We start from the raw sequence: 24527 nt of genomic DNA, 5'->3' as shown, positions 1-24527 counted from the left end.
CTCTTCTCACAACCTCTCGATCACGCCGGCCGCTTCCAGCGGGTGCGGCCGGTAGCGGCCGGGGGCCTCTCCGCACAACCGCGGAGTGGGCAGCACCTTCCCGGGGTTGGCGAGCCCGTCCGGGTCGAAGGCGGCACGCAGCTGCCGCATCACCGCCAGGTCCGTCTCGCCGAACATCTCCGGCATGGAGCACGCCTTGTCCAGGCCGATGCCGTGCTCGCCGCTGAGCGACCCGCCCAACTCCACACACATCTCGGCGATTTCGGCGGACAACTTCTCGGCCCGCTCCGCCTCCCCCGCCTGTTCGTCGAAGAGGACGAGGGGATGCAGATTGCCGTCTCCCGCGTGGAAAACGTTGGCCACGCGCAGACCTTCGGCACCGGACATCGCCGCGATGCGGCTCAGCGCCTCCGACAGGCGGGTCCGCGGTACGACGCCGTCCTGCACGAAATAGTCCGGGCTGATGCGTCCCACGGCAGCGAACGCCGCTTTGCGGCCCTTCCAGATGAGCGCCCGCTCGTCGGCCGTGTCGGCGATCCGTACGTTCGTGGTGCCCTTCTCATGGCAGAGCGCGACGACTTTCTCGAACTGCTCGTCGCATTCGTGCTCCATGCCGTCGAGTTCGACGACGAGGGCCGCCGTGGCGTCGAGGCTGTAGCCGGCGTTCACCGCCGCCTCGCACGCCTCGATGGCGAGGGCGTCGAGCATCTCCACCGCCGCGGGCACGATTCCCGAGGCCATGATCCCGCTGACCGCCTCCCCCGCGGCCTCGACCGTCGGGAAGTCCGCGACCAGGGTGCGCACGCTCTCGGGTGTGCGCAGCAGCCGGACGGTGATCTCCGTGGCGATGCCGAGGGTGCCCTCGGAACCGATGAACAGGCCCCGCAGATCCGGTCCGGCGCTCTCCGGTGCGTCTCCCCCGAGTTCGGCGACCGACCCGTCGGGCAACACGACGCGCAGGGCGGTCACGTGGTGCACGGTGAAGCCGTACTTGACGCAGTGGGCACCACCGGAGTTCTCGGCGACGTTCCCGCCGATGGTGCACACGACCTGGCTGGACGGATCGGGCGCGTAGTAGAGGCCGTGCGGCGCGGCGACACGCGAGATCTCGGCGTTGGTGACGCCGGGCTGGAGCACCATCCGCCGGTCGTCCGGATCGAAGTCCAGCACCTGGCGCATGCGGGCGAGGGAGATCACCACGCCCTGCGCCACGGGCACCGCTCCCCCCGAGAGTCCCGTGCCGGCGCCACGCGCGACGAAAGGCAGTCCGGCCTTCGCGCACAACGAGACGGCGGCGGCGACCTCTTCGGTGCTGCGCGGCAACACCACCAGGGCGGGGACTTCACGGAAGCCGGTCAGCCCGTCACACTCGTAGGTCCGCAGCTGGAGCGGATCCGACAGCACGGAATCCGTTCCCAGCGCGGCTTCGAACTCACGGCGCAGTGCGGTGTCGATCATGGCACCGTGCCTCCTGACCCGTAGATCCTCCGACGGAACGGCAGTTCAGCGAATTCCGAAGTCCGGTATTCAAGGACCGCGTCACGGAACCTAGGGTCCTTGTATCTATGGGTCAACCCTTCGTTGCATCTATGTTTCACAACGACTCCGCCCTCGTCACGGCACCGCACGGATCCGGGCACCCGCACCGGCCGGCGCGCGACGTCGGCCGCTGGGCCGTCGTCGCCACCGACGAGTCCTGACCGATTTCCCCACTACGCCCACGTGCTGCCGTTCGACAAGGGGCAGCATCCCGTCATGGGCGGCTCGTTGACGCTGTTGAGCGTCAAGAAGGGCAAGGATGTCCCAAGAGCCGACCTGAGCAACTCCTCCTGGCGCAGGAGCAGTTACAGCAAGCCGAGGGCGGCCACTGCCTCGAAGTGGCCGTCGCCGTACGCGGATTCGTACCCGCCCGGGACACCGAGCACCGCGGAGGGTCGACGCCGGAATGCACGGCCGGCCCCATGGTCCACCTTCGTCGAGGACGTCGAGGGCATCCTCTGAACCCGCAGCCGGGACGCCTTGGTTACTAGCGGTTACCCGCCGTCGGGAGCCGTGTGTGGCCGACCGCCGCACGCCCACCGAACAGGCGCTACGCAGGTGAGCGGCCGAATCCCCTCACACATCCTCCCCTGATTCCACGCATGGGAAGATCCTGATTTCCCTAGGCAACGGGCCGCGCCGCGAGGTAATTTTCGCGGTCAGTCACTGAACGTCGTGACGCAAGCAGACGGGGTGGGGGCGATGTGCTGTGCGTGACTACAGCCTTCCGTCGCTGGTGGAGCCGCTGAGATCAGGCGGGCTGGCCGACTCCGTCTACGAACTGGCCGCGCGGGAACCGGGGTTGCCGCAGCTGGCACGCCGCGAAGGTCCTGACGGCAGCACAGGCCCGTGGCGCGAGATGACGGCCGCCGCCTTCGCCTCCACGGTGCTGAAGCTCGCCAAAGGCCTGCTGACGCAAGGCATAGGCTTCGGCGACCGAGTGGCCGTCATGACCCGTACGCGGCACGAGTGGACGCTCTTCAGCTTCGCGCTGTGGTCGCTCGGTGCCCAGGTCGTACCCCTGTATCCCGCGTCCTCCCCGGAGCAGTTGCGCTGGGTCCTGGGCGATTCGGGTGCGTGCGCCATCGTCGTCGAGCACGAGGACGACGCCATGACCGTCGGCTCGGTGGTCGACGTGCTGCCGCAGCTGCGTCACATCTGGCAGCTCGACGCCGGCTGTGTGGCGTGGCTGACGGAGGCGGGCCGCCCGGTCGAGGACAACGAGGTGCACCGTCACCGCTGGGCCGTCGTGCCGGAGATGACGGCGGCGGTCATCTACACCTCGGGCACCACCGGCCGTCCGCGCGGATGCGTGATCACTCACCGCAATCTGGCCTCGGAATGCGACACGATCCTCGCCGGCTGGGGCCGGCTGATGGGTGAACCGGGCCAGCAGCCTTCCATTCTGGCCTTTCTGCCTGTGGGTCATGTCTACGGCGTGATGGTGACGGTGATGTGTATTCGGGGCGGCTATCTGCTGGGGCATCAACCATCCATTTCCGCAAAGGAATTGATGCCCGCGATGAGATCGTTCCGGCCGACGTGTCTGTATGCGGTGCCGTACTTCTTCGAGAAGTTCTACGCGAGTGCGCGGATGATGGCGGAGAAAGCCGGCCGCGGAGCCATGTTCGACCGGGCGATGGCCGTCTCCCGGCGCTACGCGGAGGCCGCGGAGGCACAGGCGCTCGGAGCCGGGCCCGGCCCCGGTGCGGGCCTGCGGGCACGGCACGCGGTCTATGACCGTCTGGTCTACCGGCAGTTGAGGGACGTGCTCGGCGGCCGCACGCGCAACGTGGTCTCCGCGGGCTCCACTCTCAGCCGTGAACTCGGGCTGGAACTCGCCGGTGCGGGCATAGTCGTCTACGACTGCTACGGACTGACCGAGACCACGTGCGCCATCACTGCGCAGCCCCCGGGGCGGCCGCGGTTCGGCACGGTGGGCCGCCCCATGCCGGGCGCCGCGGTGCACATCGCCCGCGACGGAGAGGTGTGGGTGCGGGGCCCGATGGTCTTCCCCGGCTACACGGGCCGCTCGGAGGGGACGGCGACACGGCACGCCGCGTACCCGGGCGACCGCCGGGCCGTACCGGCACCGGGACAGGACGCGCCCGAGAGCGGCGCGCATGCCCAGGATCATTACGAGGAGACGTTGCGCGACGGCTGGCTCGGCACGGGCGACGTGGGCTACCTCGACGACGGCTATCTCGTCATCACGGGCCGCAAGAAGGACGTCATCATCACCAGCTCCGGCAGAAGCGTCTCACCGCTGATGCTGGAGACCCGCCTGCGCGCGCATCCGCTCATCTCCCAGGCGTTCGTCGTGGGCGACGAGCGTCCCTACGTCGCCGCACTGGTGACGCTGGACCCGGAGGTCCTGGAGCAGTGGCGCAAAGGCCGCGAGCAGTGGGGGCCTTCGGGCCCCGGTTACGGCAACACGCCTGCGGAGGAACTGGAACGTGAGGTGGGCAGGGCCGTGGCGGCGGCCAACAGCGCCCTGTCACGGGCCGAATCGATTCGCTCGTACCGCATCCTGCCGGAGGAGTTCAGCATGGCCGACGGCCTGGTGACGCCGTCTTTGAAGCTGCGGCGGGCGGAGATCACGCAGATGTACGCGGCTGAGATCGAGGAACTCTACTCGGAGTGATTGGTCGGCGCCGGAGCAGGCACGGCAGTTACCAGTCGGCAATGTAGCAGTGTTGAACGCCGAAGGACCGGTTCTTGTCAGGTCGAGACGAAGCCTCGACCACATCCACACACACACCATTAGCGTCCGTCGCACTTCGAAGATGTGTGTGGAGAGGAGGGCGGATGCGGTCCGCCATGACTTCCGGGCGGGCGATCGGCACGGTGCTGGTCGTCCTCGGGCTAGTCGCGACCCTCGCCGCGCTGCTGCTACCGGTCAAGTTCTTCGACGGTAACCGCAGCCTCGCGCTCGCCCGGTCGGGATGGCAGGACGACGGTAAGGGAACTCGGAAAACAGAATTCGGTCCCCTTACCCCGATGGACCGTGACTTCATACGCAAAGTGCGGAATGCCGGTTTGTGGGAACTTCCTGCCGGTCAGTCCGCACAGGAGCGCGGGACTACCAAGTCGGTGCGGATCGTGGGCGATCATCTCGTCGACGGGCACGAGGAGTTGGACCGGCGTGCCATCGAGGCCGGTCGCACCCTGAAGGTTTCTCTTCCGAACCAGCCTGCCGGTAAGAACCAGGACTATCTGGACGAGATCGACAGGTCCAAGGGCAAGGAATTCGACAAGGTGCTGGTCGAAAGGCTCCGCCAGGCTCATGGCGTGGTCTTCGGCCTCGTCGGCCTTGTACGCGATCAGACCCGCAACTCAATGGTGCGGTCGTTGGCGACCCGGGCCAACACCATTGTCCTCGACCACATCACAGTCCTGGAAGACACAGGGCTCGTGAAGTTCGAGGCGCTGAACGACGTGAAATGAGTGGAGTGAAGTCAATATGAGACAAAAAGGCCACAAACGCTCGCGCACGGCGAATAAAACGATAGCTATCGTCGCAGCGCTGGTGGTCGGTGGTGGTGGCGCAGCGGCGATAGGTGTAAGCGCCTTCGCGGGGTCGGATGGCTCTGGGCCCGCGGCGAGCACAATCGACTGTCCTGACGTGAGCCTTGCACTGGACCAGGTGCCCAACGGTGCCAAGGAGTCAGTGGGTCAGAAGCTCGCCACTCTGGATCAGCAGGTCGCTCAGGCCTACGGCCAGTGGCACTCCCAGGAGAAAAGCTCCGAAGAGGCCCTGGGCGAGTTGAACCAGCAGCGCTCCCAGACGATCCAGAGCATCGGGCAGGACCTGCAGAACGCAGGCGCCGAGCAGCCCGCCGACATGGGATCGATGGCTCAGTGCGAGATGATGCAGGACCAGGCCGCCGCTGAGGGCGAAGAGCAGGGTGAGGGCGCCCAGCAGGGCCCCAAGGCCGAGGACTTCGTCAACATCGAGGACGTCCAGCCCAACGCCTCCGAGGAGGCGGACCCGGGCGGCAGCTTCGAGACCAAGTGCGGTGCCAACGAGAACGAGCACTTCAACTCGGACAACGTCATCGCTGCTCCGGGTGTTCTGAACGGTGCCCACCACGTGCACGACTACGTGGGCAACGAGGACACCAACCAGGCGTCCAGCGACGAGTCCCTCGCGGCCGCGGGCACCACCTGCGCCAAGGGTGACCAGTCGACCCACTACTGGCCCGTGATCCGTTCGCTGGACGGGAACGAGGACCAGCGGGGCGCCGTCCAGGAGAGCGACGCAGCCGGTGAGCAGGCCGGTGAAGAGCAGGGTGGCGACCAGGCCGGCGATGACCAGGCCGGTAACGAGGTCGGCACCAACAGCGTCGCGAACGGCGACGAGGGCCAGGACCAGGGCCAGGGCGCTGACCAGGGTGCGGACCAGGGCCAGGGCGCTGACCAGGGTGCGGACCAGGGCCAGGACCAGGGCCAGGAACAGCCCCCGGCCGAGGACCAGGGCCAGGACCAGGGCCAGGAGCAGCCCCCGGCCGAGGACCAGGGCCAGGAGCAGCCCCCGGCCGAGGACCAGGGTCAGGACCAGGGTCAGGAGCAGCCCCCGGCCGAGGAAGAGCCCCCGGCTGAGGGCGAGGACCAGGGCCAGGACCAGGGTCAGGGTGAAGGTGAAGAGGACCAGGTCGGCGGCGGCGAAGGTGCCGAGGCCCAGCCTGGTGACGGTGGTGCCAACGACCTCAACGTCGGCAGCATCCTCGCCCCCGAGCCCACCATCAAGCTGACCTCCGGCGGTGCCGACCAGGTCACCGAGATGCCGCGCTTCCTGCGCATCATCACCGGTGACGCCAAGGCCTTCACCAACGGCGACGCGAACGCCAACGCATCGTGGAGCTGCGAGGGCTTCGAGGACCGTCAGCTGAAGGACAAGTACCCGATCTGCCCCGAGGGCAGCAAGATGATCCGTACGTTCAACTTCCAGAACTGCTGGGACGGTCAGAACACGGACAGCGGCAACCACCGCGACCACATGCAGTTCTCGGACGACCAGGGCAACTGCCCCGAGGGATTCCAGAACATCCCGCAGGTGGAGCAGACGATCAAGTACGACATCCCGCAGCAGAACTTGGTCAACGCTGACACACCATTCGCGGTGGACTCCTTCCCGGAGCAGCTGCACAACCCGATCACGGACCACAGTGACTTCATCAACGTCATGCCCGAGGACCTGATGACGACCGCCGTGGACTGCATCAACGAGAACAAGGAGTGCTGATGTAGGACTCGCTGCGGGGCTCGCCTCGGGCCCCGCAGCGCGAGGGCACACAGCAGCGGCCCGGACACAGATTCTGTGTCCGGGCCGCTTCCTTGTTCTCTCGGTGTTCTCTTGTCAGTGCCTCACTCGTGGGTTCCGGGCAGGCACCCGGCACGCGAATACCGGGTGCCTGCGGTCACAGACCGTTGACCCGGGCCTCACGTGCGACGCCCAGCGGGCGGACGCCCGTTGTGTTGGTGCGCGCCCTGCGGCCTGCACGGGTGCGCTGCCGGCGTATCTGACCCAGCAGCCGGCGACCGCGAAGGGTCATCTCCAGTTCGAAACGGGTACGCGGATCGCGCAGTGCCGAGCCGAACAGCTTCTCTATCTGACGCAGCCTGTACCGCACCGTCTGGGGGTGCACCTGCAACGTCTTCGCCGCCTCAGGTGCTCCACCGCTCTCCAGCCACGCCAGCAGCGTGACCTCGAGACGCTCGCTCTGCCGCGGGGTGAGCTCGGCGAGGGGGCCGAGCCAGCGGGAGGAGAGCGCACAGGCGAGTGATTCGTCCTGCAGCAGAAGAAGCATGGACAGATGGTCGTCGACGAAGAGGACCTTCCCGTCCGGGTTGGTGCCGATACCACCGTTGATGGCGTTGGCGCCCGGTGCCGCCGGTGGAGGGGTCAGCTCCAGCAGCCGTCGGGCCCAGCGCACCGATGAACCCGCGTCGCTCAGCGGGACGGTGTGCCCTACCGCAGCCGTACGACCGCGAAGCACGGTCTCCAGTGCTTCGCGGTCTTCTTCGGGGTCGGGTATCAGCAGGCACAGCTCACTCTCGACGGGGCTGACCAGCGCGTTGCCGAGCGCGGCGGCGAGTTGGGGGACCTCGCTGGGTGAGGCGAGGGCTATCGCACGCACGGTCTCGGGCAGGGGCCACCTTGCTGACCTGGCCAGTTCCGTCAGTCGTGATTCCGGGAATTCCTCCTCTCCCATGAGTGCCGTGAACAGTTGACGCCGGGCTCGGTCGATGGGAACCGCAGCTGTGACGTTGTCGGCCTGGGTTCCGGTTCCCGCGTCCGTATCCTTTGTTTCCGGGGAGTGATGCCCCAGTGCCGCCAGCAATGCCTGCTCCACGGCCCATTGAGCATCTTCACGGTCAATTTCCCGTAGAAAAGCGGACATTGCCGGTATGCTTCGCTGTAGAGCTTCCACCACCTGGTCTGCGACGGCGGGCAGCTCCTTTCTCTGAACGCGCGCCCACTCGCCGCGCGGGCGAGATCGGATGCGGTTGAGAACGTCGCTCATCTCTACCTCGTTCCTGCCGGGTTGGGCCTGCCCGAGCACGGGAGGACAAGCCCGCGGAGGTTGCCTCCGGTAACCGGTATCCCGCCCCGGTCCCGGAGTTGAGGGTCCCCCTGCTTCCCCTGAAGGGGCATCATCGACACCGCGGGGTGCGGCGGCGATCCCACTGCCAGAATTTGTCACAGAGCGATAAATCCTGTGAAGGTCCCGGGGAGTTCCGAGATGCTTCTGCATCCCGACCACCGCATTCCGGTCGCGCAAAGTAGAGAGCTTCACACCAGAACGTCACGGGTCATTCCCGATTCAACTGCTTTGCGGTATACGGCAGATGCGGGACCGAGGGTCAGGTCGGACTCGGCGACAGTGCGATCGGAAGATCCGGATGCCCCCAGAACAGATCCGTGTCCCGCCAGCGAAGCGCCGCCCCACGGCGCTGGCGGACCCGCGGCGAGGTGACATCTCCCCTCGTCAGGGACGTCAGCGCCCGAATCCGGCTCCCAGACTCGATGTCGAGACTCCCGGACGCGGCACGGCAGCCCGATTCGTCCCCCGCTATACGGCATTCATCATCGTTTCGACCCTTGCGATCGTTTTCGCAATCAGTAATCAGTCGATGGACAGACTGTGGGCATTCGTCGAATTCGGCTCGGGAGTCTTCTCGCTTCTGCTGCTCACGTTCGCGGTCCTGTGGGGCGTCGCAGCCGCGGACCGTATGCTGCTGGACCCGAATCACCGGCTCATAGCCCAGGCGATCCACCGGGGATCGGCCGTCGGCGGCATAGGTTTCCTCGGTCTGCACATCTGGTCCAAGCTCGCTCTCGGGTCCACGAGCTGGCAGGCAGCGGCGATACCCGGGCTCGACTCGGCCCAGCCAATCCTGATCGGCATGGGCACGGTCGCCGGATATCTCTTCGTGGCGGTGACGGTCACGGGCGCCGTGCGGGGCGCCTTCGCACGCAAGGGCCAGTCACGTCTGTGGCGTGCCCTGCACATGACCGCCTACCTCGCATGGGGCGCTTCCCTGGTGCACGGCCTTCGTGCCGGCCGTGCCGTCGCCGACTGGGTGGACTGGGGATACGGCGTTGCCCTTACCGGAGTGACGGTCGTCCTGATGATGCGCCTGGCTCCCGGGCGTAACGCATCGGGCGAGAAGCGCAAGAAGGAGCAATAGTGACAGCTCTCGTGCCCTCCCCCGTCTCCGCGTCCAACGCGGACTCGGTGCCCTCCCTCGCCTCGTTCGGGCCACCACGGCTGCTCGCGGGCCTGGGCACCGGCGCGGGATGGACCCGGCGCCTGGAGCGCGTGGGCCATCTGACGGTGCACGGAACGATGCCGGAACTGCGGCTCGAGGAACTGGTCGACCTCGCTGAGAACATCGACCTGCGTGGCCGGGGCGGTGCGGGTTTCCCCTTCGCCCGCAAGCTCAAGGCGGTCATCGAATCCGCCCACCGGCGCCAGCAAGCGCGTGCGGCCGTGGTCGTCAACGGCAGCGAGGGCGAGCCCAGCTGCCTCAAGGACACCGCGCTGCTCCTGTTCACGCCGCATCTGGTGCTGGACGGGGCGATGCTGTGCGCCCGCGCCCTCAACTCGGACGAGGTCAACGTCGCCGTGACCCGGCCCGACGTGGAGCGCTCCGTTCGCGACGCCGTCGCCGAGCGCGGCCCGGAAGGCCCCCGCATCCGCGTCATACGCATGCCGGAACGCTTCGTCACGGGTGAGTCCAGCTCGATCGTGAGCGGTCTCAACCAGCTGCCGGTGCTGCCCTCGGGCACGGGCGTGCGCGCCAGTGACGCCGGTGTCGACGGGATGCCCACACTCCTGTCCAACACCGAGACCTTCGCGCAGCTCGCCGTCGGCGCACGCCTCGGCGCTCTCGACTTCCGCAACGTGGGTCTGCCCACGGAACCGGGGACGGTGCTGCTCACGGTGGGCGGCGACAAGGTCGTGGAGACGCCGACCGGTGCGCCGCTGCCGTACATCCTCGGACTCTGCGGCATCGACCCGGGCCAGGGCGTGCTGATCGGCGGCTATCACGGCCGCTTCCTCGAGCGGGACTCCTGCTGGCAGGCACGCATCTCCCGCGATTCACTCGACGCGCTGGGCAGCACGCTCGGCGCGGGCGCGGTGCTGCCGCTGCCCGAAGGGACCTGCCCTGTCGGTGAGGTCGAACTGGTCGCCCGCTGGTTGGCGGAGGAGTCGGCCGGGCAGTGCGGCCCCTGCTTCCTGGGGCTGCCGGCGCTCGCCGACACCGTGGCCTGGGCGGCGGACGGCGGCGGCATGGACGCGCTGGACCAGCTGAAGGCGCGGACCAAGGGAGTCAAGGGACGTGGAGCGTGCAACCATCCCGACGGCACGGCACGGTTCGTCGAGTCGGCTCTGGAGAGCTTCGCCGAGGATTTCGAGGAGCACGCCCTCGGCAGCGGATGCGGACGGCCCGTCATCGGCTGCCTGGCGGTGCCCGAGCGGGTGCAGCTCGCAGCGGGCTACCAGCCCCCCGAGCGTCCCGAACGCAGCCGGCGCGCCGCCCCGCAGATCCAGCAGAAGCAGAAGCGGCTCGTCGTCGACTGGACGCTGTGCCAGGGCCACGGGCTCTGCGCGGGCGTCGTCCCGGACATGATCGAGCTCGACATCGACGGCTACCCCTCGGGCGCGTCCGCGACGATCCACCCGAACATGCATAAGCAGGCCCAGCGCGCCGTGCGGCGGTGCCCGGCGCTGGCGCTGCGGATCGTGGAGCGCTAGGGACACAGGGCACTCTCGCGCACCCGTACGAGGGAGACCGCGCTGTGCCCCAATTGACGGCAGACGGCGGGGAATTCGCCGGTCAGCACATTTGACCGCGGGGCGGAACCCCGCCGTTTGGCACGATCGGACAACTTTCCGCCGCCCGGATCACTGCTGCACCACACTCACATGCCAGCCACACATATCCAGCACTGAAGGAGCGGTCATGAGGAAGCAGCGTCACGTGGCTCTGATGGGGACCGCGCTCGCCGTCGCGTTGTTCGCTACGGGCTGCGGTTCCGCGGGCGATGACTACTCCGGTCAGAAGATCAAGCCGGCCGGACAGGCCGCCGACAACGGCGACGCGAGCGGCACGAGCAAGAAGGATGCCCCGGCGAAGACGCTGGAGGTCAAACGCACGGCCAAGCTGGGTGACGTCGTCACCGACTCGAACGGCTGGACGCTCTACCGCTACGACGAGGACACGGCCTCGCCGTCGCAGTCCAACTGCAACGGCAAGTGCGAGAAGGCTTGGCCACCGGTGCCGGCGAAGGACGCCAAGGCCTCGGCCGGCATTTCCAAGGAGCAGATCGGCAAGGTCAAGCGCAGCGACGGTTCCTGGCAGCTGACCCTCGGAGGCTGGCCGGTCTACCGCTTCGCGAAGGACGCCAAGCCGGGCGACTGGGAGGGCCACGGCGTCGACGGGATGTGGAACGCGCTTGCCCCCGACGGCAACAAGGCGAGTGCGCGCAACGTCAAGGACCTGAAGGCCGTCAAGAACCCGGAGCTCGGCAAGATCCTCGCGGACTCGAAGGGCCGCACGCTCTACCGGTTCGACAAGGACTCGGCGTGGCCGATGAAGTCCAACTGCAAGGGCGAATGCCTGAAGTCTTGGGTGCCCGCGAAGCCGGCCGACAAGGACAAGGTCGAAGGCGTGAACCCGAAGCTGCTCAGCACCTACAAGCGTGCGGACGGCACCGAGCAGATGTCGATCGACTGCTGGCCGCTGTACTGGTTCAAGGGCGACAAGAAGCCCGGTGACATCAACGGCCAGGGCAAGATGGGTATGTGGCACGCGGCCACCGACGAGGGCAAGAGGGCAGGCGTGGCTCCCTGATCCCCCGGCCGCACGGCACACGGCACACGGCACACGGCAGGACCGGAGTTCCTCCAGGGCCCGCCCCTCGCAACGCCCCACGGGGTGTGCAGGGAGGCGGGCCCTGAGGGTTCACGGGGCCGTTTCGACGGGCTGCGCGCCGCCGAGGCACGCCAGGGCGGCGGTCGTCATCGCGGTGACGGCCGTGGGCAGTCCGGTGCGCACGTCGGGGGCGAACAGCGGCGAGTGGTTGGCCGCGAGCGGTTCGGGGGTCCCCGATCGGCCGCTGCCGGACGCGCGTGACCACTCCCGTGCGCCCGTCGCTCCCACCATCCAGTAGACGGCGGAGATGCCCGTTCCGCCGTGGAGTTCGTGTCCCGCGTCCGAGTAGAGCGGGAAGTCCTCGGTCGCCATGGAGGGAAGCCAGCCGCAGACGCGCTCCGGCCCGAAGAGCTTTCGGTGGGCCTGGCGCACCACCGCGCCCGCTTCCGGGTCGGAGAGGGTCACCGGCGACCGGGAGACGGTCCTGATCTCCGGTTCGCGGGGGCAGCCGGTGGCCGTGCACTCGGCAGTCACCGCCCGCTCCACGGCCGCGGTCAGCCGTTCCAGCGACGCCTGTGAGAGCGCACGCACGGTGATCCCCAGCTCCGCACGTTCGGCGATCACGTTGCTGCCCGAACCGGCGTGCAGCGACCCGACGTTGACGACAGCCTGCTCCGCCGGCGGGGTCTCCCGCGTGGCCATACCCTGCAGCCGCATGACGACGGCGGCTGCCGTCGCGAGCGGATCGGCGGCCAGATGCGGGGCACCGGCGTGCCCGCCGCGCCCGTGTATGACCACCTCGAGGCCGGCGCTCGCCGCCAGCACGGGCGTGAACTCCTCGGCGTGGGCGACCATGCCGGCCGGGAGCGGCGCCGTGTGCTGCGCGAGGACGGTCGCCGGTACACCGAAGCGCTCGTAGAGCCCGTCACTCAGCATCGCGCGGGCACCTTCGAGGGTCTCCTCCGCGGGCTGCCCGACGACGACGAGGGTGCCGCGCCAGGCACCGGTGGCGCGGGCCAGGAGAGAGGCGGCTCCGGCCGCTGCCGCGAGATGCATGTCGTGACCGCACGCGTGCATCACCGTGCCCTCGCTGGCGTAGGCGAGGCCCGTGCGCTCCCGCACGGGCAGGGCGTCCAGTTCGGCGCGCAGCAGCACGCGCGGGCCGTCACCGTTGCGCAGCACCCCCACGACGCCATGGCCGCCGACATCCCGCGTCACCTCGTACCCCTCGCCCTCCAGCCAGCCGGCGAAGCAGGCCGCGGTCCGGCTCTCGCGGCCGGACAGTTCGGGGTTCCGGTGCAGATCGAGGTAGAAGGCGACGAGCGGCCTCAACAGCTCCTTCAGCGGCGCGAGTTCGGGCACGTCGTCACCGGTGAAGGCGGTGGGTCTGCTCACGGGAGCAACCTTGCAGCACGTCGACGCGGCGCGCTGACACGTCGCTGACATCCGGTGTCAGTGCCGTGTCAGCGCCCTGTCACCGGGACGGCGGCCGAGATGCCAGCGGGGTGGGCTGCAATGGCAGCACCAATGCCAGTGGTGCCACCGGCAGTGCCTGTGGCCGACGACAAGGAGTCCCCCATGGCTGAGAAGTCCTCCCTCGACTCGCTCGCGGACGAGATCCTGGAGCTGGAGTCGGAGACCTTCGAGATCTCGGACTACTCGGACGCGAGCGAGGTCGTCCTCGCCGGTTCGACGAGCTGCTCTTCCACCTCGACCTGTTCCTCGACCACCAGCACCACCTCCTGCAGCGCCTGATCAACGGCCACCCAGGCACGGTGAATCCGTGAACGGCTCTCTCCCGCCCGGAGGGGGCCGTTTCGATGAGGGGGGTCAAGTGGCGCCTGCGAGGCCTTCAGAGGCCCTCTGAGCCTCTTCCTGCCCCCACTTCACGGAAACGGGTGGGGAACCATCCGGATCTCCCCGTCCGGCAGGTCCGTCGATCGCAGTCCCGCGCGGAGTGCCGCGGTGCGCAACCGCGGCATCAGCGGGGCGCGTTGACGCGACCAGCCGAAGTCGATCGGCAACAGCCCCGGCACGATCGTGCAGACCGTGCGCAGGCCGATGCGGTCCTGCTCGGGCGTCGTCTGGTCCACCACGATCACGTCGTGCCCGGCCGCCACGAGCTCGTCGCGGCACACGGCGACGTCTTCCAGCAGGTCGCCGCCGCGTGGCCGCCGCGCCTGCCAGCCGCGGTAGAGCGCCGACGGCGCCTCCACGGCCGCGGGTTCGAGGTAGGGACGGACATGGCGGGCCATGCGCGGCAGTCCGTACAGCTGCGCGTGGTCCTTCAGATGCAGCACCTTGCCGAAGTCGTCCGCCATGGCCTCCAGTTCGGCCCGGCGCTCGCCGACCTGCCGGGGCAGGTGCGGGATGTAGGTGAGCACCTCGGACAGGGCGCCTTCCAGGGCCGCGGCCGGGTCGAGGCTCGCGCCGGCGCCGAAGGAGAAGCTGCCCGGGCCGCCGTCCCTGCGGACGGCCAGGGCCGTCACGACGGGCACAGCGAGGTCGATGCGGTTGTCGAAGGCGTGCACGTCGTAGCCCTGGAGCGCCGCCCGCGCGGTCATGGCGGGGACAGCGCCGCCCGCGGATGCCAGGTCGATCTCGGTGAGCTGCGTGCCGCCGTACCAGGCGAGGAGGAACGCGTCGCGCTCGATGAGTTCCAGCAGGCCGCCGAGTACGGCCTCTTCGAGGCAGCTGCCGATGGCGCAGCCGTTGGAGCACTCGAAGACGAAGTCGTCCGCGGCGACGCCCGCGCTGTAGTGGACCAGCCGTGCCGGTACGAGGACGGGGCGGTCGTCGCGCAGCGAGTGGCCGGGCACCCATGGGATGGGGCGGTCCGGGTCGAACGGGCGGACCATCGGGTCGTCGCGGTAGGTGGCGGGCGGGTAGAAGCCGCACTCGGCAGGGTTCAGCGCCTCGTCGCCGAGCTCGCTGCAGGCCTTCGTCAGCAGGGCGCCGCGGCGCCGCCGGTGGGTTCCCGCGTACCGCTCCAGGCCCTCCAGGAAGGCGAGTTCGCGGCTCGCGGTGAAGCTGTTGGCCTGTCCGCTCCAGGTGACGTCGGTCAGGCCGGCGTAGCCCCGCATGAAGACGCTGCCCGCGACCGGAGCGGTGGTGGGCGAGGTGACGTTGATCCAGGTGCCCGCCCCGAGGGCACCGGTGACGGGGTTGGCCAGCGCCGCCACCGGCATCGGGTACGACGACGCCGACCGCAGCCGGTAGCCGTCCGGGTCGGGCTTCGCGCGCGGGACGAGCCGCAGCGGAGAGGTGCCGTCGACCGGGGAATCCCCCGTGCCGTCCCCCATGGCGTCTGCTGTGGCGGCCCCTGGGCCCTCGTCGGCGGGAGCGCACCGGGGGCAGAGCGGTTCGGGCAGCAGCGGGTGGGTGGTCACCGCGAGGGTCTGCAGGTCGAGCCGGGTCACCTGTGGCAGCGCGCGGTCCGCGGGCAGCGCGCCGGGGGGCGCCGGCGTGCCTGCCAGGACCGCGTCGCACACGGCGCCGACCGCGTCGAGGACGTAAGCGGGCAGCTGCGGCCACTCGCCTGCCGCGACGGTGGCTCCCCCGGTCTCCAGCGCGTCCCGCTCGGTGCGGGTACGCAGCCGCTGCCAGCGCATGCCGAGGCAGCGGCCGCACGCCTGCACCCCGGCGTCGCCGCCCCAAGGGCCCACCAGGACGGCCTGGGCGGTGAGTTGGACCCGCGCGTCGGCCCGGACGTCGGAGTACGGATCGTCCGTGGAGTCCCCGAGCACGTCGTGCGCCCCGAGCGGCACCACGAGCGGCGGGGACGGATCGGTCCCCGGACCCTCCTCGGTCCGTCCCCTTCCACGTCGCGCCGTGTGGTGCCCGTCGTCGCGTCCCGCACGGCGTCTCGCATGGCGTTCGTCGAGGGCGCTCTGGAGACGGCCCCTTGCCGCCTCCAGGGGTCTGCCGCCCGCGGCGGCCGTGGTGGTCATGCCCGGTTGCTCCAGCGGAAGGTCTTCAGGCAGATCGCGCCGAAGAGGACGGCGAAGACGACGAGCCCGGCGCATCCCACGAGGACGTCGCCCGTGTCACCACGTCCCGAAAGTGCCGCGGAGACCGCGTCGTTGAGGTAGCGCAGCGGAAGAATCCGTGAGGCGGTCTGCAACCAGGACGGCAGCATGTCCATGGGCAGGAACGAACCGGACAAGAACGCCATCGGCACCATGAGGCAGTTGGCGACGGCGGCGACCGCCTCCGGTGTGTCGGCGAGCGAACCGATGATGACGCCGATCGTCAGGAACGCGGTGATGCCGAGGACGAGGGCGGGCAGCGCCAGCGGCCAGCTGCTCTTCAACTCCAGCCCGAAGGGCGGCAGCAGAGCCACCCCGACGAACAGCACGGCCTGGACGATGCCGACGCCGAGCGCCAGCACATAACGGGAGCCGATCACCGCGGGCAGTCTCGTCGGCGTCATCCTGATCAGCCGCAGCAGATCGTCCCGCCGCCACTGCATCAGCGTGAACGCCACGCTGAAGACTGCCGCGTTGGCCACGCCCCAGGACATCACGCCGGGGGCGATGTAGGAGATGTAGGGGCGGCCGGACTCCTGCACGTCCTGCCCACTGAAGATCAGCCCGAAGACGACGAGGAAGATCAGCGGGAAGGCGAAGGTGAAGAAGAGGGTTGCCTTGTCCCTGACCTGAGCCCGGTAGCCTGCTCCGGTCAGTGCCGCGTACGCGCTCATGCCTGGTGCTCCGTCTCGTCGGTGCCGTCGGTGTTTCCGGTGCCTTCGCCGGCGGTGGCTGCCTGCGAGCCGGTGAGTTCGAGGTAGACGTCCTCAAGGGTGGCCGTGCGGGTCTGCACGCCCGCGAGGCCCACGAGCCTGTCGACGGCCGTGAGGACCTGACCGGAGACCTGGGTCTCCAGCACGAGGGAACCGCCCCGCACCTCGGCCTTGTCGACGCCCTCGATGTCCAGGGCGGCTTCGGGTGACAGACGCCCGGCAGGGAGCATCAGCCTGGTCGGTGCGCCTCCCGAGGCGACCAGGCTGTGCGGCGAGTCGATGGCCGCGACGGCTCCGTCCACCAGGATCGCGACGCGGTCGCACAGCGCCTCTGCCTCGTCGAGGTGGTGCGTGGTGTAGACGATCGTGCGGCCCTGCCGCTTGAGTCCGCGCAGCACCTCCCACAGGTCGCGGCGTGCCTGCGGATCGAGGGCGGCGGTCGGCTCGTCCAGGAAGATCAGTTCCGGTCCGTGCACGAGGGCCGACGCGATGGCCAGGCGCTGGCGCTGCCCCCCTGAGAGGTTCTCCACCATCACGTCCCGCTGGGCGGTCAGCCCCACGGTCTCCAGCGCTTCACCGGCGGCGTCCTTGGAAGCACCGAACAGGGCGGCGACGGTGGAGAGATGCTCGCGGGCCGTCTGGCGCACGAAGAAGGCCGAGGACTGCGTCTGCACGCCGATGCGCGGCAGCAGGTCGACGTTGCGCGGCCACGGTGACTGCCCGAGCACGGTGACAGAACCGGAATCGGCCTCGCGCAGACCTTCCATGATCTCCACCAGGGTCGTCTTGCCCGCGCCGTTGGGCCCGAGCACGCCGAAGAACTCTCCTCGCCTCACCTCCAGGGACACTCCGGCCACGGCCTCGCGGTCGCCATAGCGCTTGCGGATCTCCTCCACGGAGATCGTCGTCTCCGCGTGGGTCTTCTGTGTTTCTGTCTGCACAGCCCTTGCCTCGGTCATGTCAACTCGTGGCTCCTCGTACCGGTTTGCCGTGGGAACTGGACGGATCGAACTCGCTGGAATCTGGTGGATCTTTGCGTAACTGAAGGTGCTCAGGCGGAACTTGGCGAAAGAAGCAGGAAGTACACCGCGGTGACCAGCCCCGCCAGCAGGGCGCAGACAAGCGCGGCAGAACCGACGCCGTAGGCGGTGTAGAGGACGCGCGCCCGGCGCGGATAGGACGACGCGGCCGCCCGGTCACGCAGCCGCAGCCGGATGTAGCGGCCGCTCTCCGGCGCGTAGCCGGAGACCCGCAGGGCGTGGCTGAGCATGGTGTAACCGTCCAGCGGCGGCAGGGGAAGGAGATTCGCCAGCGCCTGGACGCTGCCCAGGAGCAGCAGCCCGGAGAGGACCTTGCGCGTGGAGTCGTCCGCCGGCAGCACCGACCACCAGGCCGCGGCGGGCAGGAGCAGCACCAGGTTCATGAATGCGCCTGCCCCGGCGACGACGAACTGATCTCTCCGCCGGCGCAGAAACAGGTAGTCCTCGACGGTGCAGTACATGATCGCCACGGGCAGCCGCCAGCGCAGCCCGATCTCCCCGACGGTGCCGCCGTAGTGTCGCGCGGCCACTCCGTGGGCGAGTTCGTGCAGCGCGATGCTGAACCAGATGACGGTGCACACCGCCAGCAGCGCCACGGGGTGCCGCAGCAGCCACCAGGTGTCCCGCCCCAGCTCCGTCAGGTTCGCGGCGATGAGCACCTCCATGCCGCCGGTGGCCGCGAGGAGCGCCAGCAGCAACGGGGCGCGCAGCAGCGGCCGCAGCACCCGGTGCAGGGCCGTGGTGGTGGCCTGCGCGTCGGCCACCATCCGGACCCGGCCCTTGAGGAGGTTGCCCGCGACGGGACCCCGGGCCGGTGCGGTGGCGGCGCGGGCGGGATGCTCGTGCGCTGCGGGACGGGCCGCCGCCGCACCGGCGCGGCTGCCCTCCAGCAGGCCACGGGTGCCGAGAAGCCCCAGCAGCTGCCGCCAGTTGGCCTCACCGAGGCGCTTGCCGAAGCTGCGGGCGTACTCGGCGCCGATCTCCTCCAGGGTGCTGGAGCCGTCGAGCCGCGAGATGAGGAAGTGCTCCTTGGGCCCGACCTCGAACGAGGCGCCGGTGCCCCGGATCTTGATGACGTGGACGGTCGCTGCGGCGCGCAGAAGAGGCGGGCTTATCAGAACGTCCGGTCCGAGTGCGGGGCGCTGGGAGTTCAGCCCCTGCGGCTGTGCGCTCACGGTCCTACCGCCGGTTCGTGCTGCCGCGCGCCGTCGAGGTCCTCACGCAGCACCCGTCCGAGGATGTGCGCCAGGTATGCCTCGTCGCGGATCGTCACATGCAGGCGGTTGTTCGTCATATGCATGTACGGGGAGAGCAGCGTCGGCAGCACGACGGCCAGGTCCGTCGTGGGTGAGGCGTCCTCGTCGTCGGGCAAGGCGAAGACGAGTTCACCCCGCTCTGCCGCCTGCACGACGCGCTCGCGCAGTTCCGAGCAGTGCCGCGACCAGCCGCTGAGGAACGCGGGCAGCCTCACCTGGTCAGCGGCTCCGTCACCCCGCCCCGCGTCGGGACGCGCGGCCGCCACCGCCCGTCTGATCTCCCGGTACCGGCGGCCGAGGCCCGGCGCCGTCTGCGCGTAGTTCCGGTCGTACTCCTCCGAGCCGATGAACCCCGTTCCGGGAAAGGCCCGGTGCCAGAACTCGTAGTACTGATCGAGGTAGTCGGCCTGTTTGCGGGCGTCGGGCAGGAAGCAGCTCAGCATGACCATCATCAGCTGCGCGGACGTGCCCAGGAGGACGGTCCGCAGGTGCAGGTTCATGGAGCTGAAGGCCTGAGCGACCAGGTCGCTGGAGTGCGCGAAGTGCCACTCGGCCAGCTCCACCCCGGCGGGACCCCCGTACTTGCCGTATTCGGGCGAATAGGGCTCCCAGGAGCGGGAGTTGTTGGGGCGCAGATTCATCCGGCCGTCCTCGCCCATGAACGCGCTGCGGTCGCCCTTCGGGAACTCGATCTCGAACAGGGAGTTGTAGAACTCGTTGAGAAAGCCCGTGTCGACCTCGTACAGCGCGGGGCGGCTTCGCAGGAAGGCGTCGATCGCCTCCTCGGCGCGGCGGCGTACCTCGGCGGTGTCCTCGGCTCTCGCGGGTCTGAGCCTCAGCCGTACATGAGGGCCTTCCAGCCAGTAGTTGAGGAAGAAGTGACCGGCGAGCAGCCCGTCGTCCTCCAAGGAGGCGACGAGCGGCCGGATGCACTTGACCAGCAGGGGCTGCGGGTTGGCGGCGTAGAAGATGTGCACGGCCTGCCACTCGCCGGGAGCCCGGGTCTGCTCCTGCATCACGGTGTCTCCTTCTCCGACGGGGTGAACGTGAAGGTCTCGACGGCCAGTTCGGCGACGTGGGCGCCCCGCCCGGACCGGACATGAAGGCCGTCCGCGGCCGGGAGCATCTCGCGCAGCACGACCCGGTCCTCACCGCTCTTGAGCAGTGCCTCGAAGGCCGCGAGGGACAGGACGCTGCCGAAGTCGACGAAGACGGGCTTGCCCGGCGGCCTCGCCCCCGATCCCCCACGCCCGCCGCCCGGGCTCACGGTCGCGAACACCTGGGCGGGCAGGGAGTGTTCGCGCCTGAAGCGCTGCCACTCCAGGAACCACCCGTGCTCGCCGACGTCGCCCGTCCGTGCCGCCGTGGGCAGGCAGGGCGCGGTCGTGGTCCAGCTGCGGCGGCTCAGGACGAGCGAACCGTGCCGCACGCGCGGCCGTACGGTCACGCCCTGGTGTGCGGGTCCTTCGGTGACCCCGCCCCACACGTCCAGCCGTGCCATCGACGAGGGCGAGAGAAGCAGCAGCGTACGGGGGATCTCGGGAAGCGCGAGCGGTACCAGATATCCGAGATAGACGGGGATCACCTCACGCCCGAGGCGCCGCGAGCGCAGCACGAGCCGGTCGCTCGCCTCGTCGTGCTCGGCGTACAGATCCTCGAGGTGGATGCGGGACTCCTCCGGGACGGAGGACGTCTCACCGGGGCAGACGATCTCGTATGCCGTCAGCCGGCCGTGCAGGTTGAGGTTGCTGGTGACGGCGCCGCCGGTGACCTCGGCCAGCACGGCGCCGGGTGGTGTCACGGCCTCGGCGGTCTCGCGCAGCCCGGCGGAAAGGTCATCGCGGTGCGCCTGCCCCAACTCCTCGACCTGGTCCTGGTCCTGAGTCGCGCCGTCCGCCGGGGCGGGCCCGTCATAGACGTGCGTGAAACGGCTGAAGGGGAAGGAGAGGCCGCCGTAGGAGCGGTTGACCACGACCAGGGGCGCTCCGTCCTGCCGCGCCAGCTGAACGTGATGGGTCTGCGGCGCGAATCGTGAAGCGAGCGGCGCGAGTTGTGCCGCCACCTCCTCCAAGTGATCCTCACCCAGGTGGAGTTCACCGGTCGCGTCGCCGCGTTCGTGCCACCCGTCCCACAGCTCCCGCATCCGCGCGGTGAAGACGCGCCGCGCCGAGTCGAGCGCCCTGATGCCGGGCAGGCCGAGCCAGTTCTCCTCGGGCACGTATTCGCCCTCGTCGTCGAACGCCCGGCGGCGGGCGGTGAAGGAGAGGTACTGGTCGAAGAAGTCCTCGTGGAAGTCGTGCACCAGCCCGAGCAGGTCGTCGCAGCGTCCGCCGTGCCCGTATCGAGCGAGGAAGAACCCCTTGAACGTGACCCGTTGCGGCAGCGTCACGTCGAAGGCGGGCAGAACGCTCTCCAGGCGCCGCAGTTCGCTGCCGGCCCGCCCTCCGAGGCCCTGCCAGCGGCACGCAAGGTCCCTGCCCGCGCCGACGTCCTCGTACAGGACGGTCTGCGGCATGCTCGCCCGCGGCGCACCCAGGTCCCGCTGGATGCTGTGCAGCATGTCGCGCAACTCCCGGAGGAGCCGGGCGCGTTCCGCCGCGTCGGCCGAAGGGTAGGCCGCGAGGGCTTCCGCGAGCCCGTCGAGGGCGTCCGCGGTTCGGCGTGCCCAGGGCCGCCCGATGCCGCGCAGCGCGCCCTGGAACGAGCGCAGAGGGTCGGGGCTGTGGACGTCGGTGTCCAGGCAGGGCACCTGGATCATGCCGAGCTGGTGAAGTGCGGAGAGGTAGCTCTCGCACTGCTCGGGCGGCGCGTCGTGCTCGGCGCGCAGCCAGTCCGCCAGTTCGTGGTGGCGCAGCTCGGCGCGGTCCTCGAAGAGGCCCAGCAGCCGGTCCAGGATGCCGCTGCGCCGGAGGAAGTACAGCCGGTCCTCGGCCGAGTCGAAGGTGACCGTCGCGCTGTCGTCGCCGGCGGTCACCGAGCGGCGGACGTAGCGCACCCGGTCGGCGTCGCGTCCCCATCCCGAGGCGAGACGGACGGGCAGGTCGCCGCGCCTGGCGGGGTCGGCGACGATCAGCTCGGTGAGCCTGCCGAGCACCACGACGCTGAGACGCACATGGCTCTCCCACCGGGAGCCGAGGGTGATCTCCGTGTCCTCGTCCCCGAGTTCGCCGCCTTCCGCGAAGAGGCCGGTGGCCACGCCGGTGAAGGTGCTGAAGGGGCTGGTCTTGCAGGCCGTCCGGTGGACGTAGGCCATCAGGGAGCGTTCGATCTTGCGCATGCGCTTGTCCGGAGCCTCCCCCGCGGCCGCCCTGCGCAGATACCCCTCCAGTTGGCCGTCCAGGGTCGGTGAGGCGAGCAGTAGACCCAGCCGCAGCCGGGGCTCGGCCAGCAGCTCCCGCAGCGCCGCACGGCTGCGTGCCGCGTCGGCGGCGAGCAACTGGGCCCCGTGGGCGCGCAGTTCCTCCAGCCGCTGCCTCTCCTCCAGCCACTCGGCGGTCTGCTTCCCGGCGTCGGCGTCCAGTGCGGCGATCAGTTCCGCGGCGGCGGCCGGGGCGGCGGGGAGCTGGTTGTTGAACATCTGCCGGCGCAGCGTCAGCAGCCGGCGGCGGACCCCGTCGCCCGTGCCGCGGACGCCGGCGTCGGTGGTCGCCACGAGACCGTGCAGGACGTCGGAGAGCACGGCGGCGCGCTTCAGCAGCCGTTCCTCCGCCGCCAGCACCTCCTCGGCCCACCGGCTGCTCTCCTCGCAGCGCAGCGCCTGCACGGATTCCAGTGGCAGCCCGGCGGCGCGGAGCATGAAGCGGCGGCCGGGTTCCCACACCGTTGCCGCGGCCGTCGTTGCGGTCATGACGGCTGCGTCCGTCTCCGTCGCGGTCGTGGTGGCCGCTGTCGCGGTCGTCATCGGCACAGAGGCCATGGCGGGCTCCCCCATCCCTTATCGGGCGATCTCGTAGCGGAAGTCGGCGGGCCGGGGCCGCTCATGGCCGAGCAGCATGATCAGCAGCGGTGTCTCCCCGGTGCGTTCCAGGCGCAGCCGTTCGATGTAGGAGACGTTGTCGAAGCCGAGGGCGACGCCCGCTCCGAGTCCCATGGCGGTGCAGACGGTGTAGAAGGCCTGGGAGACGGCACCCGTGGTGGCCCCGTACAGCCGGTATCCGCGGTCGCCGACCGCGTCCAGCACCGCGGTCGTACGGACGGCGGGAACGAGCACGGCACCGCTCTGCTCGAGGTTGTAGTTCGCAAGGAAGTAGTTCCTCTGCAGGAATTCGCCGTGCGGGCCTTCCGAGACGAGGCGGAGCGCGTGGGCGTCGGGGTCGTATTCGTAGGCCCCGGGCTCGATGCCCTCGACGTGGTTGACGAAGGCGTACAGCTTGATCAGCCGGGCGCCTCCGCGAGGTTCGGCGTCGGTCTCCAGCGTCACGGACGCGGAGGCGGCCAGCGCGGTGCCGAGCTGTCCGGGAGTGAGCGGGCGCCGCGCGTCGAAGCGGCCGAAGCTGCTGCGCCGCCGACGCAGCGCGTCGCGCATGGTGACCGGCTCCGTGTGCGGGGACGGCAGCGGCAGCGGGTCGCCGGTGTCCGGCAGGGCGCGCACCTCCGCGGGGGCGAGCGCGCCCCGTTCGGGGCGGGCCGTGGAGTTCTCGGCGGTCGCGGCGCGGACGCGTTCGAGGATGTCGAAGTCCAGGACGGTGCGGGAGAGTTCGACGTCGGCGTGCCGAACTGCTGCACCACGCCCTCTGCATGGATCCCGCTCAGGTTCGTCACGGTCCCTCGACGGCTCCCGCTCCCCCCAGTCGAGCGGTACGACCGCGAACACACCTTCCTGCCGTTCCGGAAGCCCCAGCAGCCGGCTCAGACGCGGCTCGTCGAACCACATCAGCGGCTCGACGCACAGCCCCCGCGAGCGTGCCCACATGCGCCAGCTCTGCAGGATCGTGCCGATGTCCATGCTGACGACATGGAAGGAGAAGCTGTTGTACTTGAAGGAGTTCTGCCAGTACTTGATGCCCAGCACGAGGAACTGGTCGGTGCGCGGGCCCCGTTGCCCGCAGCCGACGGCCTCTCTCACCTCGCCCGACACGTCACCCGTCAACAGCCGCTGCATGGCGTGGCGTTGGTTGGCGTAGTAGTGCACGCCGGGCGTGAGGGAGCCGCTGGGCCCGTTCACCCAGTACACGCTGACCGGGTAGAGCCCCCCGCCGGAGGCCGCTCCCCGCGACCAGTTGGTCTGCGTGTAGTGGGGCAGGGCTGCGAGGTCGGTGTTGGCCTGCACCCCCAGCCGGCGGCCCACCAGACCGTAGGAGTCCTGCAGCATCCCCGACAGCAGGGGCAGCGTGAACTGCTCACCGGGCTGAGGGGCCCGGCCGGGCAGGCAGCCCGCGGCGGCGCTCGCGTCGCCCGGGAACCCGGTGTCGGGAAGCGGGAAACACGCGGCTTCCGGGTAGTGCTTGCCCTTCCTGGGACGGTCGGCCCAGTCGGGCACGAAACCGGCGGGCTCCATTGGGACTCTGGCGCGGTGCTTGATGGCGTCCGCGTAGTCACGGGCGTAACCCACGTGAGGTCTCCTTT

At 69.6% G+C, this 24527-nt stretch carries 18 protein-coding genes; 8 read left to right on the top strand and 10 right to left on the bottom strand.

Going from position 1 to position 24527, the window contains the following annotated elements:
- Positions 1–6: 6 nt before the first annotated feature.
- Positions 7–1458, bottom strand: a complete 1452-nt coding sequence (locus I004_RS0113580) for an FAD-linked oxidase C-terminal domain-containing protein (protein WP_028435948.1) — start codon at positions 1456–1458, stop codon at positions 7–9.
- 264 nt (positions 1459–1722) lie between these two features.
- Here I004_RS0113580 and I004_RS0113570 point away from each other — a divergent pair, with 264 nt between their 5' ends.
- The 4 genes from I004_RS0113570 to I004_RS33785 all read left to right on the top strand — a co-directional run bounded on the left by I004_RS0113570 (position 1723) and on the right by I004_RS33785 (position 6784).
- Entirely contained in the window at positions 1723–2001 is a 279-nt protein-coding gene (locus tag I004_RS0113570; protein ID WP_028435947.1) for a hypothetical protein, read from the top strand.
- Positions 2002–2248: 247 nt separating this feature from the next.
- Positions 2249–4183, top strand: a complete 1935-nt coding sequence (locus I004_RS0113565) for an AMP-dependent synthetase/ligase (RefSeq protein ID WP_028435946.1) — start codon at positions 2249–2251, stop codon at positions 4181–4183.
- 164 nt (positions 4184–4347) lie between these two features.
- On the top strand, positions 4348–4986 hold the full coding sequence (locus tag I004_RS0113560; RefSeq protein WP_028435945.1) for a DUF4142 domain-containing protein: 639 nt from the start codon (positions 4348–4350) through the stop codon (positions 4984–4986).
- Positions 4987–5164: 178 nt separating this feature from the next.
- Positions 5165–6784: a DUF1996 domain-containing protein gene (locus I004_RS33785; RefSeq protein ID WP_486579983.1), complete on the top strand. Its 1620-nt coding sequence runs from the start codon at positions 5165–5167 to the stop codon at positions 6782–6784.
- A 175-nt stretch (positions 6785–6959) separates the two neighbouring features.
- Here I004_RS33785 and I004_RS0113550 read toward each other — a convergent pair whose 3' ends face one another.
- On the bottom strand, positions 6960–7895 hold the full coding sequence (locus I004_RS0113550) for a PucR family transcriptional regulator (RefSeq protein WP_486579982.1): 936 nt from the start codon (positions 7893–7895) through the stop codon (positions 6960–6962).
- Between the two features lie 781 nt (positions 7896–8676).
- Here I004_RS0113550 and I004_RS33780 point away from each other — a divergent pair.
- The 3 genes from I004_RS33780 (at position 8677) to I004_RS33775 (ending at position 11904) form a co-directional block, all read left to right on the top strand.
- Positions 8677–9234 carry a hypothetical protein gene (locus tag I004_RS33780; protein ID WP_106965335.1) on the top strand — a complete coding sequence of 186 codons (558 nt, stop codon included), beginning with the start codon at positions 8677–8679 and terminating at the stop codon, positions 9232–9234.
- Positions 9234–10805, top strand: coding sequence for an NADH-quinone oxidoreductase subunit NuoF family protein (locus I004_RS0113540; protein WP_051345004.1), 1572 nt, complete (start codon positions 9234–9236; stop codon positions 10803–10805). Before I004_RS33780 ends, I004_RS0113540 begins: the two co-directional genes overlap by 1 nt.
- A 208-nt stretch (positions 10806–11013) precedes the next feature.
- Positions 11014–11904, top strand: coding sequence for an SCO0930 family lipoprotein (locus I004_RS33775; protein WP_037976102.1), 891 nt, complete (start codon positions 11014–11016; stop codon positions 11902–11904).
- Between the two features lie 111 nt (positions 11905–12015).
- On the opposite strand, the gene I004_RS0113530 is transcribed toward I004_RS33775, so the two are convergent.
- The gene (locus tag I004_RS0113530) at positions 12016–13320 is read right to left on the bottom strand and encodes an amidohydrolase (RefSeq protein ID WP_486579981.1); all 1305 of its coding nucleotides are present in this window, start codon (positions 13318–13320) and stop codon (positions 12016–12018) included.
- A gap of 183 nt (positions 13321–13503) precedes the next feature.
- Here I004_RS0113530 and I004_RS0113525 point away from each other — a divergent pair, with 183 nt between their 5' ends.
- Positions 13504–13680, top strand: coding sequence for a thiazolylpeptide-type bacteriocin (locus I004_RS0113525; RefSeq protein ID WP_028435941.1), 177 nt, complete (start codon positions 13504–13506; stop codon positions 13678–13680).
- Positions 13681–13811: 131 nt separating this feature from the next.
- On the opposite strand, the gene I004_RS0113520 is transcribed toward I004_RS0113525, so the two are convergent.
- From I004_RS0113520 to I004_RS0113490, 7 genes are all read right to left on the bottom strand, one after another.
- The gene (locus I004_RS0113520) at positions 13812–15875 is read right to left on the bottom strand and encodes a TOMM precursor leader peptide-binding protein (RefSeq protein WP_028435940.1); all 2064 of its coding nucleotides are present in this window, start codon (positions 15873–15875) and stop codon (positions 13812–13814) included.
- Complete coding sequence (locus I004_RS0113515) at positions 15872–16627, bottom strand: ABC transporter permease (protein ID WP_028435939.1); 756 nt, start codon at positions 16625–16627, stop codon at positions 15872–15874. Before I004_RS0113515 ends, I004_RS0113520 begins: the two co-directional genes overlap by 4 nt.
- Positions 16624–17625, bottom strand: a complete 1002-nt coding sequence (locus I004_RS33770) for an ABC transporter ATP-binding protein (RefSeq protein WP_051345003.1) — start codon at positions 17623–17625, stop codon at positions 16624–16626. Before I004_RS33770 ends, I004_RS0113515 begins: the two co-directional genes overlap by 4 nt.
- 92 nt (positions 17626–17717) lie before the next feature.
- Positions 17718–18881, bottom strand: coding sequence for a M50 family metallopeptidase (locus I004_RS0113505; protein WP_028435938.1), 1164 nt, complete (start codon positions 18879–18881; stop codon positions 17718–17720).
- A complete protein-coding gene (locus I004_RS0113500; RefSeq protein WP_028435937.1) occupies positions 18878–19978 on the bottom strand; it encodes a lantibiotic dehydratase C-terminal domain-containing protein in 1101 nt (366 codons plus the stop codon). The genes I004_RS0113505 and I004_RS0113500 overlap by 4 nt, the downstream gene beginning before the upstream one ends.
- Positions 19978–22809 (bottom strand): lantibiotic dehydratase, encoded by a 2832-nt coding sequence (locus I004_RS0113495; RefSeq protein WP_028435936.1) that lies wholly within the window; start codon positions 22807–22809, stop codon positions 19978–19980. Before I004_RS0113495 ends, I004_RS0113500 begins: the two co-directional genes overlap by 1 nt.
- Before the next feature lie 87 nt (positions 22810–22896).
- Positions 22897–24513: a nitroreductase family protein gene (locus I004_RS0113490; protein WP_028435935.1), complete on the bottom strand. Its 1617-nt coding sequence runs from the start codon at positions 24511–24513 to the stop codon at positions 22897–22899.
- Positions 24514–24527: the final 14 nt, after the last annotated feature.

The organism is Streptomyces sp. TAA486, from assembly GCF_000426165.1.
This window is presented reverse-complemented; position numbering and strand designations above follow the sequence as displayed.

What these genes read in the sequence shown, in the direction of transcription:
- I004_RS0113560 (WP_028435945.1), top strand. Translation starts at nt 4,348, where the DNA reads ATGCGGTCCGCCATGACTTCCGGGCGGGCGATCGGCACGGTGCTGGTC.
- I004_RS0113580 (WP_028435948.1), bottom strand. Translation starts at nt 1,458, where the DNA reads ATGATCGACACCGCACTGCGCCGTGAGTTCGAAGCCGCGCTGGGAACG.
- I004_RS33780 (WP_106965335.1), top strand. Translation starts at nt 8,677, where the DNA reads ATGGACAGACTGTGGGCATTCGTCGAATTCGGCTCGGGAGTCTTCTCG.
- I004_RS0113495 (WP_028435936.1), bottom strand. Translation starts at nt 22,809, where the DNA reads ATGACCGCAACGACGGCCGCGGCAACGGTGTGGGAACCCGGCCGCCGC.
- I004_RS33775 (WP_037976102.1), top strand. Translation starts at nt 11,014, where the DNA reads ATGAGGAAGCAGCGTCACGTGGCTCTGATGGGGACCGCGCTCGCCGTC.
- I004_RS0113520 (WP_028435940.1), bottom strand. Translation starts at nt 15,875, where the DNA reads ATGACCACCACGGCCGCCGCGGGCGGCAGACCCCTGGAGGCGGCAAGG.
- I004_RS0113525 (WP_028435941.1), top strand. Translation starts at nt 13,504, where the DNA reads ATGGCTGAGAAGTCCTCCCTCGACTCGCTCGCGGACGAGATCCTGGAG.
- I004_RS0113500 (WP_028435937.1), bottom strand. Translation starts at nt 19,978, where the DNA reads ATGCAGGAGCAGACCCGGGCTCCCGGCGAGTGGCAGGCCGTGCACATC.
- I004_RS0113515 (WP_028435939.1), bottom strand. Translation starts at nt 16,627, where the DNA reads ATGAGCGCGTACGCGGCACTGACCGGAGCAGGCTACCGGGCTCAGGTC.
- I004_RS33770 (WP_051345003.1), bottom strand. Translation starts at nt 17,625, where the DNA reads ATGACCGAGGCAAGGGCTGTGCAGACAGAAACACAGAAGACCCACGCG.